Here is a 17898-nt window from a genome sequence, read left to right on the forward strand (position 1 = left end):
CTCCTCCCTCTGGGTGAATTCCGGCCTGTCAGCTGCCGGAGAAACGGATCTGCACCTTCATGGCGCGGGTTTTGTCAGCGGCCAGATCAAAGGCCGCGACGGCGTCGTCAGCGTCGTGAACACCAGTCAGGAGCGGACGCAGGTCAATGCGCCCCTCGGATATGACCCGCGCAGCGGTGGCGAACTCTTCGTGGAAACGGAACGCACCGCGCAGGGTCAGCTCCTTTGCGACCGCCAGTTGCAGCGGCAGCGGCGCATCGCCTCCCATGCCGACCAGCACCACCGTGCCGCCGGCCCGCGTCGCATTCAAAAGCCCGCCCAGCGCCTGCGGCGCGCCGGAACATTCAAAACTGACGTCAATCTGCCCCTTGTCGCGCTGCACCGGCGACAAGGCCTCCGGCGCGCTGGCCAGGTTATGTGTCTCATCCGCGCCCATGTTCCGGGCCACGCCAAGCGGCGTATCGGAAATATCGGTCGCGATGATCCGCGTTGCCCCGGCCAGACGCGCCGCCGCGATCACCAGACAGCCGATCGGGCCGCAACCTGCGACCAGAACCGTCTTGCCGACCAGCGACCCGGCCTGGCGCACGGCATGCAGGCAGACCGCCAGCGGCTCGGTCATCGCGGCAAGGGCCAGATCGGCCTCGGGCGCAAAACGTTCAACCAGCGTCGCGGGCAGCGTCAACGACTCGCGAAACAGGCCCTGTTCATGCGGCATCCGCATCGCCGAGCCGTTGAAACGCATATCAAGACATTGGTTCGGCTGTCCTTGCAGACAGTACGCGCAGCGCGCGCAGGGTCTTGAAGGGTTCACCGCGACCTTGTCGCCAACCGCCAGCCCCTCGACGCCCGCCCCGACGGCAGCGACCACGCCCGAGACCTCGTGCCCCAGCGCCATCGGCTCGCGAATGCGGATCGCACCAAAACCACCGTGCAGGTAATAATGCAGGTCGGACCCGCAGATCCCGCCGTTGGTGACCTGCACTTGTACCTCGCCCGGACCGGGCTGCGCAGCGGGCGCCATGCGTTCGATCCGCAAATCGCGCGCCCCATGTATGACAATTGCCTTCATCGCGTCACAGCACCGAAATCATGCCGCCGTCGGCATAGATGATCTGGCCCGAGACATAGTTGGACGCATCCGAGGCAAGGTAGATGCAGGTGCCCGCAAGCTCCTCTGGCAGGCCCCAGCGGCGCATCGGCGTGCGCCCTTTGACCCAGGCGTCAAACTCCGGGTTCGACAACAGCGCCTCGTTCATGTCGGTGACCATGTAGCCCGGACCGATGGCATTGGCCTGAATGCCCTTCTCGCCCCATTCCGCCGCCATCGCCTTGGTCAACATCTTGATGCCGCCCTTGGCGACCGTGTAGGGCGCGACGGTTGCACGGGCCAGTTCCGAGGTCAGCGAGCCGATGTTGATCACCTTGCCCCGGCCCCGATTTGCCATGCGTTTCGCGGCCTCGCGCCCCACGACAAAGGCCGCCGTCAGGTTGATGTCGATCACCCGTCGCCAATCGGCGGTGTCCAGCTCCAGCATCGGCTTGCGGAACTGGATGCCGGCGTTGTTCACCAGGATATCGACCTCGACGCCGTCGCCGTCCAGCGCCTCGAAGGCGGCGACGATCGCCGCCTCATCTGCAACGTCAAAGGCGGCGGTCAGCACGTCAAAGCCCTGGTCGCGCATCTCTTGCGCGGCGGCTTCCAGCCTCTCGGGATTGACACCGTTCAAAACGATGCGCGCGCCAGCCTGCGCCAGCCCCTCGGCAAAGGCGCGGCCCAACCCGCGAGAGGAGCCGGTGACAAGGGCGGTCTTGCCGGTCAGATCGAACAGGGGATGGCTCATGAGACCTCCGAAATACGTGTTGTCAGGTCGCCGCGATCAAAGAAATCGGGGCGCAGTTCAGTGCCAAGACCGGGGCCTTCCATCGGGTAGACATAGCCGCCTTCGATGCGCGGCACCTCGGTCACCAGCTCGCGATACCAGCCGTTGTAGAAGGCGCGAACCGATTCCTGGATCAGTGTGTTGGGCTGGCTGAAGCTCATGTGGATCGCGGCGGCAAAGCCCACGGGGCCGATGCAATCATGCGGCGCAAAGGGGCGGTGGTAGGTGTCGGCCATGGCGGCGATCTTGCGCCCCTCGGTCAGGCCGCCGGTCCAGCACAGGTCGGCCATGACCACATGCGCCGCGTCGCGGTCAAGGTAGTCCTTGTAGGCAAAGCGCGAGCCCAGCGTTTCCGACGCGCAGGTCCAGATCGAGGTCGAAGCCGCAAATTCCGCCAGCGCCTGCGCGTTGTTCATACGGATCGGATCCTCGTACCAGCGCGGGGCGTAATCCTCCAGAACGCGGGCGATATCCTTGGCCACCGGCAGGTTCCACAGGCAATGCAACTCGACCATGATCTCCATCCGGTCGCCCACGGCCTTGCGGATCTGTTCAAATGGTTTCACCGCCTGTTTCATCTGTTCCGCGGTGATGAACATGCCCTTGTTCTCGATCGCGGGCGGATCGAAGGGCCAGATCTTCATCGCGGAAATGCCGCTCTCCAATAGGTTTTCGGCCAGCGCGCCTGCGTCGGTCATGAAGGCGTCGAGATCCTCGTACTGGCCCTCGTCCCGGTTCCAGGTGTCCACCGGCTTGATCTTGTTGGTGCGCACATAGCGTGTGCCGGCACAGGTGTTGTAGACCCGGATGCGGTCCCAGCTCTGGCCGCCCAGCATCACATGCACAGGCTGGCCCGCCACCTTGCCGAAGATGTCCCACAGCGCGATGTCAATGGCCGAGGCCGCGCGGTATTCCACGCCGGTGCTGGCCTGCGCATTGGGCAGGCTGACCATCTCCTTGTGCAGCGCCTCGATGTTCAGCGGGTTCTGACCCAGGAGGCGCACCGCAAGCGTATTGTGGATATGTGCCTCGCAGGCTTCGGCCCCGTAGAAGGTTTCGCCCAGGCCGGTGATCCCGGCATCGGTTTCCACATGCACCCAAAGCACGTTTGCGAATTCCTCCGCACGGTAGGTGCGGATGGCGGTGATCTTCACGTCAGATGTCCTCCCTGCGCGCCCGGACAGGCCGGTGGCGTTTCTCACGCCATACCTACCCGCCCAAACCGATCACAACCACATTTTGTGACAATTTCCCATTGATTGTCAGACAATTAACATGCAAATCTGCTCAATATCTCAATTTGCGTCCTTCGATGAAAGGAACATCCCGAACTGACACAGAGGATGCATGTCATGACAAAACCCATCTCCAGCGAAGCCGGACTGGCCGAAATGGCCATGAAGGGTATTCGCGACCTGATCCGCGCCCAAGGTTTGCGCCCCGGCGACACGCTGCCCTCCGAGGCCGCCCTGGCCGCGCATCTGGGCGTCTCCCGCCCGGTCACGCGCGAGGCGCTGCGCGGTCTGGCGACGCTACGAATCCTGGATATCGGCGGCTCACGCAAGGCGCGGGTGGCCTTGCCCGACGCCTCTGCCCTGAGCCTTGTGCTTGATCATACCACCTATAGCCGGGGGCTGAGCATCCAGCAGGTGCTGGACGTGCGCAGGACCCTGGAAATGCGCACCGTCGGCCTGGCTGCGATGCGCCGCAGCGACGCCGAGGCGACAGAGCTGCTGGATCTCACCGCGCGCATGTTTGCCGCCCTGGAAGGCGGGCACACCGAGCTGATGGAGCTGGACATCCGCTTTCATTCGCTGATCGCCAAAGCCTCGGGCAATCATCTCTATGCGATGATGGTCGACAGTTTCTGGATTATCACGCGCCAGACCTGGGCCATTGGGTGGCGCTCGCGCGCGACCCAGCAGAACCGCCGCGACAATATCAAATGCCACGAACGCATCGCCACCGCCATCATGGCGCAGGACGCCAGCCGCGCAGAGGCAGCCATGTCCGAGCATTTCGACAGCGCCGTGAGCGTGCTGCTGCGCGCAGGGGTAACATAGAGCGCAAGATCGCCAAGCGGCGGGCGGCAAGCGCATCAACTCAGCAGTATATCGGCGCGACCCTGCGGATCAAACCTCCGCAACGCCGCAGGTGGCCATAGCTTTCAGGCTTTTTAGCAAAGGTTCGGCCTGGCTCTGCGCAACATGGACGCGGAACCTGTGCTCATCCCCGAACCTGTAGAGAAACACGCCAAGGCCGAAGAGCGCCCTGGCGACCGACGCCGATGGCACCTCCAGGCTCACCTCCGAGCCGCGCCTTAGCGTGTCGCCCTGAAAGCCCTGATAGGACTTGCCATCAAATGAGAAATGCAGCGGCTTTGCCCGGTCGATCAGGCCAGCGCGGTCGGTGCGATGCGAGGTCATTCCGCCCCCTCTCTCAGAGAGCGGGCCCCCAGCACATCCATCGTGACGCTGTCGCGCTCCATGACAAACAGCTCGGAACAGGGCAGATGCATCCAAACCTCATGCACCGCGCCTTTCTCGTTGCGTTGCGCGTAGAGATAGCTCGCCCACTCCTTGGCAGACACAGCCTCGGTTGTCGTCGGTCTGGCCTTGCCCAACTCGCCGGCGAAGTGAAACTCGGTCTCGTTGCGGGGGCCACAAAAGGGGCATGGAAAAATCTGCACGGGCCTCTCCTAATGTGCGATGCCGGACGCGGCACCCTCGTCAATGAGGTGCCCCGTCTCGAAACGGGCACGGTCAAAGGGGCGGCTGATCTCGTGATGCGCGCCAGTCGCAAGGAGATGCGCGAAGAGATAGCCGCCCGCCGGGATCGCCTTGAACCCACCCGTCCCCCAGCCGCAATTGAGGTAGAGACCATCCAGCCCCGAGGGCCCCAGTATCGGCGAGCTGTCCGGCGTCACATCCACAATTCCCGCCCAGTGGCGCAGCAGCTTGACCGAGGCGAGCGCAGGCATCATTTCAACAAGACCGGCCAGCACGGTTTCCTGCACCGGCAGATTGCCGCGCTGCCCGTAGGACGGGACACGGTCCAGGCCACCGCCGATCACCAGCCCACCCTTGTCGGACTGGCTGAGATAGGTCCCGAATGGCGGACAAAGAACAACCGTGTCCAGAACGGGCTTCAGGGGTTCGGATACGAAGGCCTGCAAGGCGTAAGAGGTGATCGGTAAATCGACACCGGCCATGTCGGCGATCACCGATGAATGCCCCGCCACTGCCGCACCGACCACGCCGGCCCTGATGTCGCCTTTTGAGGTCCGCACCCCGATGCAGCGCCCGCCTTCGGTCAGCAGATCCAGCACCTCGCAATTCTGGATGATGTCCACGCCCCGTGCATCTGCCGCCCGCGCGTAGCCCCAGGCGACCGCATCGTGGCGCCCGGTTCCCGCACGCGGCTGCGAGACGCCACCGTGAATCGGAAAGCGCATGTCGGGGCCGAAATTCAGCAGGGGCGCGCGCTTGCGAACCTGATCGCGGGTCAGCAGTTCCGCATCGACACCGTTCAGCCGCATCGCGTTGACCTGCCGCGCGGCCATCTCCATCTCGGGCTCGGAATGGCAGGTCGCCAGCATACCACGCTGTGAAAACATGACGTTGTAGTTCAGTTCACGCGACAGGGTCTCGTAGAGTTTGACCGACAGGTCATAGAGCGCGGCACTTTCGGGATAGAAATAGTTCGAGCGGATCACGGTTGTATTGCGCCCGGTGTTCCCACCGCCAAGCCCCCCCTTCTCGATCACCGCGACATTGGTCACACCGTGGGTCCTGGCAAGATAGTAGGCCGTTGCCAGACCGTGCCCGCCTCCGCCGATGATCACCACATCATAGGCGGCTCTTGGCGTGGGCGTCCGCCAGGCCTTGCTCCAGCCGGTCTGCCCGCGCAGACCTTCGCGAAAGACGGAAAAGGCGGAATAGCGGGTCATTGCTGGCTTAGTCCGCCGACAAATGCACGGAACTCCGCCAGCGCATCAGGATCCGGCTCGGCCCCCGTGAACCCGCGCAGGTAGCCCTCGATCCGCGACAACCTCGCGTCCATCGGCTCACGGACCTCAAGCGCGTGATAGCCAAGCTGCATGTAGTAGAGAATGCGAGCACGGGTATCGGCGTCATTCGCGGGATAGCCGAAGCGCGCGAACATGGCGCTGACCGCCTGCAATCGCGTCGCGTCGGCGGCGTCGATGCGCTGGCGCACGCCGCCATCCCGGCGCGACCATTCACGGACCGCGAAATCCAGGCCGCGATCAAACAGATTGGGATCAATGAAGCAACGAAAGAAGTTGCAAACGCCTTCGGTGATAGATTCGGCAGGCGCGGCCACGCTTTCGACGATAGTGCGCGTGTTGCGATTCTCCCAGTCATCCAGCAAGTCGGCGAGCAGGTGTTTCCGGCTTTTGAAATAGCCGTAAAAGCTGGAGCGCGACACCTCCAGCCGCGCGCCGAGAGCCTGCACCTTGACCTCGCCCACGCCATCGCTGACCAGCACGTCGCGCGCGACATTCAGCCAATCCTCCCGGGTGACCTTCACGTGCCCCACAAGCGGTTCCTTGCTCGGATCATCGCGGTGCAAGAGCGGGGTGATACGTGCGGTCATCTTAACTCTCCGGCGGTGCGCCGCCCTCGGCGGTGCGTTTGTCGATGAAGGCCCTTAGCTGTTCGAGCCGATCCGGCGGGATCATCGTCTGTTCAGGCTTGGCCAGGATGCTTTCCCAGACCTCCGTCGCCCGGGTATTGGCATCGCGCGAACCGCGTTCGGTCCATGTTCCGAAGTTGGCATAATCATGCACGATGGGTTCGTAGAACTCTGTATTATAGCGCTCCATCGTCTGCGGCGCGGCAAAGAAATGGCCCTGTGGCGCAACCTGAGACAATGCGTTGGCAAAGCCGATCTCATCCGTGCCTGCCTTGTTGCCCGCGCAAAGCTCGGCCACCATGTTCAGCACTTCGACATCGGTGACGATTTTTTCATAGGACACCGTCAGCCCGCCTTCAAGCCAGCCTGCCGAATGGATGACAACCGTCGCCCCGGAGAGCAGACAGCCCCACAAGCCCATCTGGTTCTCGTTCGCGGCCTGTGCGTCGTTGACGTTTGATGCAGAACCGGCTGCCGACCGCCAGGGCAGCCCTAGCATCCGCGCCATCTGACCCGCGGCCAGCGACGCCTGAAATTGCGTCGGCGTCCCAAAGGCGGGAGCGCCTGATTTCATGTCAACGTTGGACGTGAAGGTGCCATAGCAGACCGGCGCGCCCGGGCCGGCCAGTTGTGTCAGCGTGATCGCCGCCAGGCATTCCGCATGGCTCAGCGTGATTGCGCCCGCCACGGTAATCGGGGCCATCGCCCCCATCAGCGTGAAGGGGGTGACGATGCAAAGCTGACCGTGGCGCGCAAAGTCGATCAGCCCCTGCGCCATGGGAACATCGAGTGTCCGGGGCGAGTTGGTGTTGATGACCGTATAGGCATGCGCGCCTGCCTTAAACTCCTCCTCCGACAGACCGCGCGCAATGCGCAGCATCTCGAAATTGTCCAGGGCCTGCGGCGTGCCACGTGAGAAGAGGAAGGGGAACTTGTCGGTTCTTTCTGCCTGCGTCAGCAAGGTGAAGTAATGACGCAGATGGGTCGGCACGTCCTGAGGCTCAACCGACGGCGACATCATCTGGAAGACGTCAAAATGATGCGACATGCGGGCCAGGTCAGTGAAGTCCTGCGCCGACCCGGGGCGGCGTCCGCGCCGCAGATCGGTGGCATGGGGCGCACCCGCTCCGGGTTGGAAGGCCAGCGCGCCCAGCTCCAGCACGATGTCGCGCTCGGCTGTGCCAGCGTGGCAGTGGATGGATTTCGGCGCACTGGCAATCGCCGCCTCGACAATCTCGCGCCCGATATAGACCATGTCGCCGTCGACGCGGGCCCCGGCGGCGGCATAGAGCTTGACCGCCTCCGGCAAAAGGACGCGCATGCCCAGGTCTTCGAGCATCCGCAGCGCCGTTTCGTGCATGTTCGCGGCTTCGTCGTCGGAAAACACCGACATGACCGGAAACGGATTGCGCAACTGGCGATAATTGACCGTCCGTTTTGAGGCAGGCGGCGTGCCATCACCGCGACCGCGCCGCTTTCTTGAACGTGGCTGTGCTGGTGTTTTGGTCGTCATGACGCACCTCGCATTGCCGTGCCTTGCGGATCGTAGGGCGAGGCCGCGATCACCCGCGCCGGGCGTTCTGCGCCCACGATATGCACGGCCAGATTGGTTCCCGCGTCGGCTGCCGCCCGGTCGACCATGGCCAGGGCCAGCGATTTTCCGACGGTGTGGCCATAGCCGCCCGAGGTGACAAACCCCACCAGCGCGCCATCCTTCCAGACCGGTTCGTATCCGCTGGCCTCGGCATCCTGCGCGTCGATTTCCAGTGTGACGATAACCGTCTCGGGGCCGTCCCCGCCCCGTTCTTTCAGCGCTGCATCACGGCCGATGAAGTCCGGTTTCGTCCAATCAATCCAGCGGTCCATACCCGTCTGTGCTGGCGTGTAGCCTTGGGTGAATTCGGCGTTCCAGATGCCAAAACTTTTCTCCAGCCGCAGGCTGAGCAAGGCATTGAAGCCGACTTCCCTGAGGCCCAGCTCCGCCCCCGCCGCCAGCAGCGTCTTGCGCAGCGTGATATGTTCAGCGGCAGTGCAGTGAATTTCATAGCCAAGTTCACCGGTGACCGAGAGCCGTCCCACCTTGGCACGGATCAGTCCGACATCGAACGTGCCACAGCCCATGAATGGCAGGTCCGCAATTGGCCCGTCTGTCAGCTTTTCCAATACTTTGAGGCTGTTCGGTCCCGACAGGCTGAACCCCACCGTCGCGTCGGCTATGTCGCGCAGGATCACGCCGTCGTCCATGTGATCCTGGAACCAGCGCATATGCCATTCGCGCAGGTAGTAGCTGCCCATGATCCACCAGCTGCCGTCGCCCCAGTTGAACACCGTGAGGTCGCCCTTGAGCTTGCCCTCAGGTGACAACATCGGGGCCAGTTTCGCGCGACCGGGCTTTGGCAGTTTGGACGCCATGATCCGGTTGAGCCAGGCCTCTGCACCAGGTCCAGAAACCTCGAACCGTGAAAAGCCCGAAATGTCGAGCAGCCCGACGGCCTCTCGCACGGCCTTGCATTCCGCAGCGACGATGGCGTGCGCATTGGACCGCTTGAGCGTGGGCACCTCCTCGAAATCCGCAGAGGGCGCAAAATACAAGGGCACCTCCAGCCCCCAGCTTGCGCCCCAGCGGCACCCCGCCGCTGACATATCGGAATAGGCCGGCGCCGTCTTCAGCGGGCGCCCCGCGGGCAGCTGTTCATTCGGGTAGGTCATCACGAAACGACGGGTGTAGAACTGGCCGGTGGTTTCCTTGATGTATTGCTTGTTCTCGGCGAAGGGACCGAAACGCGCGACATCCATTCCGAAGACGTCAGCCTCCGGCTCACCGTGGATAATCCACTCGGCCAGCGACTTGCCGACCCCGCCGCCCTGAAGGAACCCGGCCATCACGCCACAGGCACACCAATAGCCCGGCTTGCCACGCACCGGCCCCACCAGCGGGTTGCCGTCGGGCGCAAAGGTGAAGGCGCCGTTGACCCATGTCTTGACGCCCACGTTCTGAAGCGCGGGATAGCGTTCAAACCCCAGGATCAATTCCTTTTCGATCCGGTCCGGGTCCTCCTGCTGCAACTCGAATCCGTACTCCCACGGGGCGCCGTCCATCATCCAATGCTGGTGGTCGATCTCGTAAATGCCCAGCAGCATCCCCTGCTGATCCTGCCGCATATAGGTGAACCCTTCGAGATCGACCGTCATCGGCATTTCCTTGTCGAGCGCGGCCACCTCGGGGATCGTGTCAGAGATCAGGTAGTGGTGGTTCAGCGGCGAGACCGGCAATTCGATCCCTGCCATGCGGCCAACCTGCTTGGCCCAGAGACCCGCAGCGTTGATCACATGTTCGGTGTGGATCGTGCCTTTTTCGGTGACGACATCCCAGCCATCAGCGGTCTGGATCAGCTCCAGCACGCGGTTGTTCTCGATCACCTCGGCGCCGCGTTTCTTGGCGGCCCCCGCGTAGGCATGCACGGTGCCGGTGGTGTCGACATAGCCTTCGCGATCCGCATACATGCCGCCGAGGATGCCATGGGTGGACATCAGCGGATTCAGTTCTCCGGCTTCCTTTGGGGTGATCAGATGCACGTCGTCGATGCCAATCGACTGGAAGGTGCGGTAAGCCGATTGCAGCCATTCCCAACGGTCGGGCGTGCCCGCCAGCGTCATGCCGCCTGTCATATGCATCCCGACAGACTGTCCTGATTCCTTTTCGATCTCGCTGAGCAAATCGATGGTGTAGGACTGCAAGACAGCGATGTTGGGGTCCGCGTTCAGCGCGTGAAAACCGCCAGCAGCGTGCCAGCTGGACCCTGCCGTGAGCACCTTGCGCTCGATCAGGCAGACATCAGACCAGCCGAATTTTGCCAAATGATACAACACCGAAGCGCCGACGACGCCTCCGCCAATAACAACGGCACGGTAGTGAGACTTCATGGCATTCTCCTCAAACTCTGCGCGGCGCGCGTCGGTTGTATCATTCACAACTTGCTTTTTGGACACTGATGTCCATTATCTAGAAACACCATTAGACACCAATGTCCAACAAAAAATATCGGGACTAAATCCAAACAAGAAACGCCAAGACAACGACGACAGGGAGACCAAAGATGACATCAAAGAAACTGCATCCTGCGGTACAGATGTACGCGCAGGAGTATCAATCCGGCCAACTCTCGCGGCGGGAGTTTCTCTCGCGCGCAACCATGTTGGGCCTCAGCGCGACGGCAGCCTATGGGCTGATCGGGATCGCCTTGCCCGGCAAGGCCAGCGCTCAGGCAACCAGGGGCGGGACATTGCGCGTCAATATGGAAACCAAGGCAATGAAAGAGCCGCGCCTTTGGGACTGGAGCGAATATGCCAACTTCTGCCGAGGCTGGCTCGATTACCTGGCCCTGTTCAATCGCGACGGCAGCGTGACCGGTGGCCTGATCGAATCTTGGGAGGCCAATGACGATGCGACGCAATACACGTTGCACCTACGCCCGGGCGTCACCTGGAACAACGGAGATGCGTTTGGCCCCGAGGATGTGATCCACAACTTCGAACTTTGGGCTGATGGCACCGTCGAGGGCAACTCGATGGCCTCGCGTGTCGCGGCCTTGCAGGACCCGGAGACGAAAATGCTGCGCGATGGTGCTGTCGTGGCGATTGATGACCTGACGGTACAACTCAACTTGAACAGCCCCGATATCAGCATCATGGCGGCGCTTTCGGACTATCCCGCCGCCGTCGTCCACCGCAGCTTTGTCGCTGGCAGCAATCCGATCGAATCGCCGATCGGCACCGGCGCATATCTGCCCGAAAGCTACGAGGTCGGGGTCAAAGGCGTGCTTGTGCGAAATCCGCACCATAACTACTGGCGTGAAGGGGGATGGCTTGACCGGATCGAGTTCATCGACCTTGGAACGGATCAAAACGCCCTTGCCGCTGCCGCCGAGGGGGACGAAATCGACCTGACCTACCGCACCGACAGCGACTATGTCGATGTGTTCAACGCGATCGGATGGACACCGAGCGAGGTGGTCACCGCCAACACGCTCGCGGTCCGGTTCAACCAACGGTCGGCTCCCTACGACAATCTCGACGTCCGGCGCGGCATCCAGATGATGGTCGACAACCAGACCGTGCTTGAACTCGGTATCGACGGGCTTGGTCTGCTGGGGGAAAATCATCACGTCTGCCCAATTCACCCAGAATACGCAAAGCTGCCCCCGCTTGAATTTGACGCGGCAAAGGGCGCGTCGTTGGTCGCCGATTCCGGACATGCCGACACCGAATTCGAGATCATCTCCAGCGACACCGACTGGCAAAAGAACACCTGTGACGTGGTGGCGGCGCAGATGCGAGACGCCGGGCTGAACGTCAAGCGGACCATCCTTCCCGGCGCGACGTTCTGGAACGACTGGTTGAAATATCCGTTCTCCGCCACCGAATGGGGCCCGCGCCCCTTGGGCATCCAGATGATGGCATTGGCATATAAATCCGATGCAGCGTGGAACGAAACGGGCTTTTCCAATGCCGAATTTGATAGCTTGCTGGAAAAAGGGCTGTCGGTTGCCGATGTCGATGCGCGGCGCGAGATTATGGCGAAAATTGAAAAAATCATGCAGGATGAAGGCGTTGTCATCCAAGCCTTCTGGCGATCAGTGTTCAACCACTCCAATGGCAAGTTTGCGAATGTCGACGTGCATCCCTTCTATGAACTCTTCCTACACGACATTCATCTGATCGGCTGAGGCATCTGAAGCACAGCAAGAGAAAGGGCCGCCTCGTTGCGGCCCTTTCTCGTCTTGAGCGCCCTGGGCTCGGGCCTCCTCCGCACAGCTGCTGCCGCCCTCTCATCCCATAAGAGAGCCGTAACTCTCCAAAGAGATCCACGCCTCTCCTTTGCCGGGGCGAAAACAGAGTTGCCAGAACACTGGCGCAGTTTTCAAACCGACAAAGGATTACCAAATGTCTGATTATACCGCCGCCGAATTGCAGGAAATGGAAGCCGAGTTTTCGGCAATGGATGCCGAGTTCGCAGGTCTCGGCCTTGAAGAACTGGACAGCGAATTCGGCGAGGCTTTTGCCGAGTTGGACGCGGAACTGGACGCCGCCGGGATCAGCACGCTGGATGTCGATGCGATGTCCATCGCCGAAATGGCCGACAATGACTATGATGCGCAGTTCATTGGCCGCTTCCTGCGCAACAAGGCCCAGAAACTGATCGCCACCGTTGTCCGCCTGGTCAAGCGCTATGGCAAATGCGCCAAATGTGCGCCCAAGGTCCTGACGGCGGTGAAGTATTTCAAGGCAAAGAAATACGCATCCGCGATCCGCGCCGCCTATGATGCCTATCGCTGCATCCGGGCCTGCACAAAGAAATAACACCCGCGCGCGAGACCATGCATTCCCCTCCCTCATGGTCTCGCGCCCCTTTTCGCCGGGTTCGCAAGATTGTCCGGCACCCCCAACAGGAGCCTCCAATGACACCCCTCAGCCTTCCCAGCGATCAAGAGGTAATTGATGCGTTCTTTGCGGAACACACCACCGCCGAGCCAGTGATTGACGCCATGTCGGATGACACCTCCATCGACAGGTTGATTGCACAGCTCGAAGCCAGCTTTGCAACCGCGACGCAACTGAGCGAGCCCGCCCGCACCAAGCAGGGCAGCCTGCGCGACGCGGTGCGCGACCTCGCCACGCGGCTAGAAGAGATCGCCACCGATCTGGCCCTGATCAATCAGCAACTCAACGATTGAAGGATAAGACAATGAACGAGGTCATATCCCGCAAAGATCGCAAAGCCACCCGCCATTTCATCATCGGCAAACCCGCGACACAGCCGGCCCATCTGCAAGAGGTGGACCTGGAGGCGCTTGGCGCGGAGCTCACCCAGCGCCAGGCAAAAATCGCGGCGCAAACCGTCGATGGCGCGCCCGCCGCGCCGCTGGCGTTTAAGGCGATGCGCGACCCGGACAGCCAGAAGGTCCACACGCTGCAAGCTGAACTGACCGAGGCCCATGTCGAAGAGCTGCGAACCCGTCACGGCGCGGCACTGATCATCGAAGAAGACCACGATCTCGAGATGTTCTCGATCCGCCCTGGCGCCGACGCGTTTGAGATGAGCATGGCCCGGGCGTTTTCCACGCAAGACGACGAGCTGAAAGTCACCCTGAAGGTGGTGGATGAAAACGACGCGCCGCTGCCCAAGGTGCAGGTCGATCTTGCCGGTGACCTGTGGTCGGATCGGCAATTGACCAACACACAGGGCAAGGTCACGCTGAAACTGTTCGGCGAAACGCTCGACAGCCTGACCCAGCTGCGGCTGAAACCACCGCATGGCCATTGGAGCCGCGTGATCGAGAGCCCGGCGCTGTCGGCGCAGGAGAACACGGTGCAGCTCAGCAAATTGCCGGTCTCCCCTGAGGGGCCGCAGGCCAATATGTGGGGCAACGACACCATCGGCAATGTCACCATGCCCGAGGGCGCGCGGGTGCGCGTTGCGGTGATCGACAGCGGTTTTGCCGATGGTCACCCTGATGTGGTCGCCGCAGGCGGGCGCGGTTTCGCCGAGGGCGGCGACCCCGAGGAAGACTGGAAGAGCGATGACAGCGGGCATGGCACCCATGTGGCGGGCACAATCGGCGCGCTGAACAACACCATCGGCATGCGCGGCGTGGCGGACAATGTCGATATCTTTGCGCTGCGGGTGTTCCCGGGGGCCAGCATTTCCAAGCTGATGGCGGCGATCGACACCGCCATCGAGTTGCAGGTGGACGTGGTCAATATGTCGTTAGGCGGCGCCAACCCCAGCGCGCTGTTGCAGCAGCGCATGCAGGCGGCGCGCCAGGCCGGAATCCTTCTGGTGGCGGCGGCCGGCAATAACGCAGGGCCGGTGATGTATCCCGCCGCCTACCCCGAGGTCATGGCCGTGGCCGCGATCGGCAAGCACGGCACCTTCCCGGAGGACAGCTTTCACGCCCGCCACGTCACCCAGCAGACCAGCACCGACGGCAGCTATTTCGCCGCCGCCTTCACCTGCCGCGGTCCCGAGATCAATGTCTGCGCCCCGGGGGTGGCGATCATCTCGACCGTGCCCGGCGACAGCTACGTGGCAAACGATGGCACCTCCATGGCGTCGCCGCATATCGCTGGCATCGCAGCCGTGCTGCTGGCCCAGAACCCGCGGATCCAGATGATGCCGCGCAGCGATGCCCGCTCGCAGGCGTTGTTTCAGGCGGTGCTGGATGCGGCGCGCCCCTTGGGGCTCCCTGCGGAGTTCCAGGGCAGCGGGCTGCCGATCCTGACCGGCGACACACCAATTGCGCCACAACCGGGCGAAAACGAGACCCCGACCACTCCGCCGCCCAATGATACTGGTCTCGACGCGGTGGCGAACCTCATCCAGAAGGCGCTGAACGCGGCCAAGGCAATCAAGGAACGGGCCTGACCCAAGCACCGCTTTTATCGCAACTCCGCATGGCAAGCCATGCGGAGTATCTTGCGTCTTCGCCTACCGCCGAACAGGGATCACGCGCAGTGGAGCGTGGCCTGTTCTGACGGCATCACTCCGGCCTGAACCGCCGACACCGCCAGCGCGGTGCGATTGGCAGCTCCCGTCTTTTGCATGATGGATTTCACATCGCTCTTTACGGTGGTGAGCGGAACATCCAGCGCCCGGGCGATCTCCTTGTTCGGCGCACCGCGGAGCAATTGCCCCAGGACCTGTGTCTCGCGCGGGGTCAGCCCGGTCTGGATCGCGCGCAAACTGGCCAGCGGGCGGGTGCTCTGGACCAGCCGGTGCAGCACATCCGCCGCCCCATCCGGGAGCACACGCTGGCCTTCGGCCGTCAGCCGGACATACTGCGGGAATGTCGAAAGCGGCGCGCTGGACTGTACACAGCCGACCGGCCCGCTGGCAAAGATCCGGGCCAGTTGTGCAGCATCAAAGCCAGGCACCACCAGCAGGGAGCGCAACCGCGGCTGGTCCTTGTGCAACTGCGACAAGGCCCGAAACGTCAGCTCCGACAACCCCTCTCCCAGATCGACCACCAGCACATTCGCGCTGCCACTTGCCTTGCACCGGCCCCTGCACAGCGTCAAGAAATCTTCCTCCGAGACGGAAAACCGAATGCCGTCTTGCTCCAGCACCGCGCCCAGAGCCGATGTGAAAAACGAATTTCGAGACACTAATAAAGCCTTCATGATGCGATCCTCGCTGGAAATACGAAATCCTTAAAACACCTCCATGATCACCACCCCGCGTTAGCCCACCGTGAAGCTTCCCTTGGGTAAATTCGGGATCTGAAAAAGGGAAATCGCCCTGCAAGCTCAGACAGCTGGCGGAACGCGCAGCTACCGGATCAGCAGCGTCAGCCCGGCGTCGCCTGACAGCCTAACGCTGCCGCCCCGCAAACCTTAACACTTCCCTAACGCAGCCCTTGGCAGAGTGATTCTTGCATTTGGGCGGGAAGTGGAAAATGCTTTTCAACACGAAACCTTTGGAATATGCGATAGACCTACACACCGAGCCGTCCTTTTCGCAGCCCGGCCCTCCCTCCTCTGGGGAAGCCTGCGCCAAGATCACAAGGACGCACCATAGTCCCTCTTCTCTTCCAAATGCACCCGTTTCTCCACATACTCGGCCTATGCCGACGCCAACACAAACCGTTGCCAAGCTTTTTGTGATCGGCCCCCTCCGATTGAGTGACGGGGCCGGCAAAACGGTGACGCCGCGCAGCAAGAAAGCCTGCGCGCTGCTGGCCCTGCTGGCCCTGGCGCCGCGCTGTCAGCGCACCCGGGTCTGGTTGCGCGATAAACTCTGGAGCGAAAGCTGCGAGCGGAAATCCTCGACCAGCCTGCGTCAGCTTCTGTTTGAACTGCGCCGCGATTTGGGCGGGTTGTTCGATGCCATCTTCGAAGTGGATCGCCATGCCATCATGCTTCGGCGCGATGCCGTCTGGATCGACATCCGCAATATCGAAACAGACCTCAGCACCCTGACAACGCTGCGTGTCACCGCAGACACGGATCTCCTTGAAGGGATCGACGTGGCGGATGAAGAATTCGAAGATTGGTTGCTGCTGGAACGCCAAGCCTGGCGCAACCGTGCGGCGGATCTGTTTGCTCAACTCGCGCAGCTGCCCAGCCCCGCAACCCCGCAGGCCACGCCCCCGGCCGCCGTCTTTAGCGAAACCATCCCGGAGCCGCGTCTCTGCGTTGGTGTCTTGCCCAATATCCAGCAAGGATGCGACGCCGACACCGCCTTCATTGCCGACCACCTGGTCGAGGGGATTGTAAAGAACCTCAGAGAACTGCACCCGCTGGATATCTACGACCTGCGCGACGCCAGCGGGCCCTCCGACGGGTTGGTCGGGGCCGGCAATACCGATTACCTGCTGCGCGTCCGGGCACTTCAGATCCGCCATTCGCTGACGCTCACCTTCTTCTTTTACGCGGCCAAGAACATGGCGCTGGAATGGAGCCAATCCATTCAAACCAGCGTCGACGAGGCGCTGACCTTTGACAGCTACGTCCTGGCGGGCTTTATCAACCAGAACGTGGACCGCATCTCGCGCCATTTCGAGCAGCGCCTGAAAACGGAATTCACCGACCAGCCCAAGCCCATCGTTGCGGCCATGTCGGCGCTGAACATGATGTTCCGACTTGATGATCGCGCCCTGGAAAACGCCGAGGCGATGCTGAGAGATCATGCCGATACGGCCTCGGCGGGCCTGTTTGACGCGATGCGCGCCTATGCCGCCAGCTTCAAAGTGGGCGAAAACCTTGGCGCGCTTGACCCGCAGGATGTCAAAGCCACGGATGCGCTGGCCCGCGACGCGCTGAACGGCAACCCGTTCAATTCCATTTCCCTGGCCTGCCTCGCCCATGCGATGGGCTATGTGTTTCATGAACATGGGCTTGCCAGCGATCTCTTGGAAAAGGCGTTGCGCCTGAACCCGAACCAGGCCTTTGTGTGGGATCACTACGCGCTGAACCGCATGTATGTCGGCGATTTTGAAGCCGCCCATAAGGCCGCCGAACGCGCCGTCTATCTGGGCAGCTTCAGCCCGCTGAGCTACAGCTATGACACCACATTGGCGATGACCTCGACAATGCTGGGGCGCAACCAGCTTGCCATTGCCTCCAGCCGCAATGCGCTGCGCAAACAGCCCAGGTTTGCCGCTGCCATGCGCTACCTGCTTGTGAATCTTTCCAAAATGGACCGCGAGGAAGAGGCCCGCAGCACCTATGAATCGCTGCTGCTCCGCGATCCTGATTTCGCCGACCCAGAGGTGCAGAAAGCCCGTTTTCGCCTTGTTCAAGAAGGCACCGAAACAGATCTGATTTCAACGATTAAGAAGTTTACTTGAAGGGAGACACC

Annotated in this window: 16 protein-coding genes; 6 read left to right on the forward strand and 10 right to left on the reverse strand. The window is 62.0% G+C overall.

The genetic code is table 11. The annotated features are described in order from the left end of the window. Positions 1-28 precede the first annotated feature (28 nt). From HCZ87_RS06445 to HCZ87_RS06455, 3 genes are read right to left on the reverse strand one after another with little or no spacing between them, the layout of a single operon-like run. Positions 29-1072: an L-idonate 5-dehydrogenase gene (locus HCZ87_RS06445; protein WP_167642948.1), complete on the reverse strand. Its 1044-nt coding sequence runs from the start codon at positions 1070-1072 to the stop codon at positions 29-31. A gap of 4 nt (positions 1073-1076) precedes the next feature. Further along, on the reverse strand, positions 1077-1844 hold the full coding sequence (locus HCZ87_RS06450) for an SDR family oxidoreductase (protein ID WP_167642949.1): 768 nt from the start codon (positions 1842-1844) through the stop codon (positions 1077-1079). Further along, positions 1841-3037 carry a mandelate racemase/muconate lactonizing enzyme family protein gene (locus tag HCZ87_RS06455; RefSeq protein WP_167642950.1) on the reverse strand — a complete coding sequence of 399 codons (1197 nt, stop codon included), beginning with the start codon at positions 3035-3037 and terminating at the stop codon, positions 1841-1843. The genes HCZ87_RS06450 and HCZ87_RS06455 overlap by 4 nt, the downstream gene beginning before the upstream one ends. A 198-nt stretch (positions 3038-3235) precedes the next feature. Here HCZ87_RS06455 and HCZ87_RS06460 point away from each other — a divergent pair, with 198 nt between their 5' ends. After that, positions 3236-3946 carry a FadR/GntR family transcriptional regulator gene (locus HCZ87_RS06460; RefSeq protein WP_167642951.1) on the forward strand — a complete coding sequence of 237 codons (711 nt, stop codon included), beginning with the start codon at positions 3236-3238 and terminating at the stop codon, positions 3944-3946. A gap of 69 nt (positions 3947-4015) precedes the next feature. Here HCZ87_RS06460 and HCZ87_RS06465 read toward each other — a convergent pair whose 3' ends face one another. The 6 genes from HCZ87_RS06465 to HCZ87_RS06490 are packed head-to-tail and all read right to left on the reverse strand — an operon-like array spanning position 4016 to position 10463. Continuing rightward, positions 4016-4309, reverse strand: a complete 294-nt coding sequence (locus tag HCZ87_RS06465; protein WP_167642952.1) for a hypothetical protein — start codon at positions 4307-4309, stop codon at positions 4016-4018. Continuing rightward, positions 4306-4572 (reverse strand): sarcosine oxidase subunit delta, encoded by a 267-nt coding sequence (locus HCZ87_RS06470; RefSeq protein WP_167642953.1) that lies wholly within the window; start codon positions 4570-4572, stop codon positions 4306-4308. Before HCZ87_RS06470 ends, HCZ87_RS06465 begins: the two co-directional genes overlap by 4 nt. Positions 4573-4581: 9 nt before the next feature. Further along, positions 4582-5832: a sarcosine oxidase subunit beta family protein gene (locus HCZ87_RS06475; RefSeq protein WP_167642954.1), complete on the reverse strand. Its 1251-nt coding sequence runs from the start codon at positions 5830-5832 to the stop codon at positions 4582-4584. Further along, entirely contained in the window at positions 5829-6500 is a 672-nt protein-coding gene (locus HCZ87_RS06480; RefSeq protein WP_167642955.1) for a TetR/AcrR family transcriptional regulator, read from the reverse strand. Before HCZ87_RS06480 ends, HCZ87_RS06475 begins: the two co-directional genes overlap by 4 nt. 1 nt (position 6501) lies before the next feature. After that, positions 6502-8052 carry a trimethylamine methyltransferase family protein gene (locus HCZ87_RS06485; RefSeq protein ID WP_167642956.1) on the reverse strand — a complete coding sequence of 517 codons (1551 nt, stop codon included), beginning with the start codon at positions 8050-8052 and terminating at the stop codon, positions 6502-6504. After that, positions 8049-10463, reverse strand: coding sequence for an FAD-dependent oxidoreductase (locus HCZ87_RS06490; protein WP_167642957.1), 2415 nt, complete (start codon positions 10461-10463; stop codon positions 8049-8051). The genes HCZ87_RS06485 and HCZ87_RS06490 overlap by 4 nt, the downstream gene beginning before the upstream one ends. A 173-nt stretch (positions 10464-10636) precedes the next feature. On the opposite strand from HCZ87_RS06490, the gene HCZ87_RS06495 reads away from it, so the two are divergent. The 4 genes from HCZ87_RS06495 (at position 10637) to HCZ87_RS06510 (ending at position 14964) form a co-directional block, all read left to right on the forward strand. After that, entirely contained in the window at positions 10637-12265 is a 1629-nt protein-coding gene (locus tag HCZ87_RS06495; RefSeq protein WP_167642958.1) for an ABC transporter substrate-binding protein, read from the forward strand. Between the two features lie 217 nt (positions 12266-12482). Beyond that, the gene (locus tag HCZ87_RS06500) at positions 12483-12899 is read left to right on the forward strand and encodes a hypothetical protein (RefSeq protein WP_167642959.1); all 417 of its coding nucleotides are present in this window, start codon (positions 12483-12485) and stop codon (positions 12897-12899) included. Positions 12900-12997: 98 nt separating this feature from the next. Then, positions 12998-13273, forward strand: a complete 276-nt coding sequence (locus HCZ87_RS06505) for a hypothetical protein (protein WP_167642960.1) — start codon at positions 12998-13000, stop codon at positions 13271-13273. A gap of 11 nt (positions 13274-13284) precedes the next feature. Next, positions 13285-14964 (forward strand): S8 family peptidase, encoded by a 1680-nt coding sequence (locus HCZ87_RS06510; RefSeq protein ID WP_167642961.1) that lies wholly within the window; start codon positions 13285-13287, stop codon positions 14962-14964. A gap of 80 nt (positions 14965-15044) precedes the next feature. Here the strand turns inward: HCZ87_RS06510 and HCZ87_RS06515 are convergent, their stop codons facing one another. Beyond that, positions 15045-15719 (reverse strand): response regulator transcription factor, encoded by a 675-nt coding sequence (locus HCZ87_RS06515; protein ID WP_167642962.1) that lies wholly within the window; start codon positions 15717-15719, stop codon positions 15045-15047. Positions 15720-16216: 497 nt separating this feature from the next. Between HCZ87_RS06515 and HCZ87_RS06520 the strand changes: the two genes are divergently transcribed. Then, entirely contained in the window at positions 16217-17887 is a 1671-nt protein-coding gene (locus HCZ87_RS06520; RefSeq protein WP_254868541.1) for a transcriptional regulator, read from the forward strand. The last annotated feature ends 11 nt before the right edge of the window (positions 17888-17898 follow it).

This window comes from Phaeobacter sp. HF9A (genome assembly GCF_011806385.1).
Classification (GTDB): Bacteria; Pseudomonadota; Alphaproteobacteria; order Rhodobacterales; family Rhodobacteraceae; genus Epibacterium.

Bases quoted from the DNA above. Each gene is read 5' to 3' on its own strand.
- HCZ87_RS06445 (WP_167642948.1), bottom strand. From the start codon at position 1,072: ATGAAGGCAATTGTCATACATGGGGCGCGCGATTTGCGGATCGAACGC.
- HCZ87_RS06450 (WP_167642949.1), bottom strand. From the start codon at position 1,844: ATGAGCCATCCCCTGTTCGATCTGACCGGCAAGACCGCCCTTGTCACC.
- HCZ87_RS06460 (WP_167642951.1), top strand. From the start codon at position 3,236: ATGACAAAACCCATCTCCAGCGAAGCCGGACTGGCCGAAATGGCCATG.
- HCZ87_RS06465 (WP_167642952.1), bottom strand. From the start codon at position 4,309: ATGACCTCGCATCGCACCGACCGCGCTGGCCTGATCGACCGGGCAAAG.
- HCZ87_RS06475 (WP_167642954.1), bottom strand. From the start codon at position 5,832: ATGACCCGCTATTCCGCCTTTTCCGTCTTTCGCGAAGGTCTGCGCGGG.
- HCZ87_RS06480 (WP_167642955.1), bottom strand. From the start codon at position 6,500: ATGACCGCACGTATCACCCCGCTCTTGCACCGCGATGATCCGAGCAAG.
- HCZ87_RS06485 (WP_167642956.1), bottom strand. From the start codon at position 8,052: ATGACGACCAAAACACCAGCACAGCCACGTTCAAGAAAGCGGCGCGGT.
- HCZ87_RS06490 (WP_167642957.1), bottom strand. From the start codon at position 10,463: ATGAAGTCTCACTACCGTGCCGTTGTTATTGGCGGAGGCGTCGTCGGC.
- HCZ87_RS06495 (WP_167642958.1), top strand. From the start codon at position 10,637: ATGACATCAAAGAAACTGCATCCTGCGGTACAGATGTACGCGCAGGAG.
- HCZ87_RS06500 (WP_167642959.1), top strand. From the start codon at position 12,483: ATGTCTGATTATACCGCCGCCGAATTGCAGGAAATGGAAGCCGAGTTT.
- HCZ87_RS06505 (WP_167642960.1), top strand. From the start codon at position 12,998: ATGACACCCCTCAGCCTTCCCAGCGATCAAGAGGTAATTGATGCGTTC.
- HCZ87_RS06510 (WP_167642961.1), top strand. From the start codon at position 13,285: ATGAACGAGGTCATATCCCGCAAAGATCGCAAAGCCACCCGCCATTTC.
- HCZ87_RS06515 (WP_167642962.1), bottom strand. From the start codon at position 15,719: ATGAAGGCTTTATTAGTGTCTCGAAATTCGTTTTTCACATCGGCTCTG.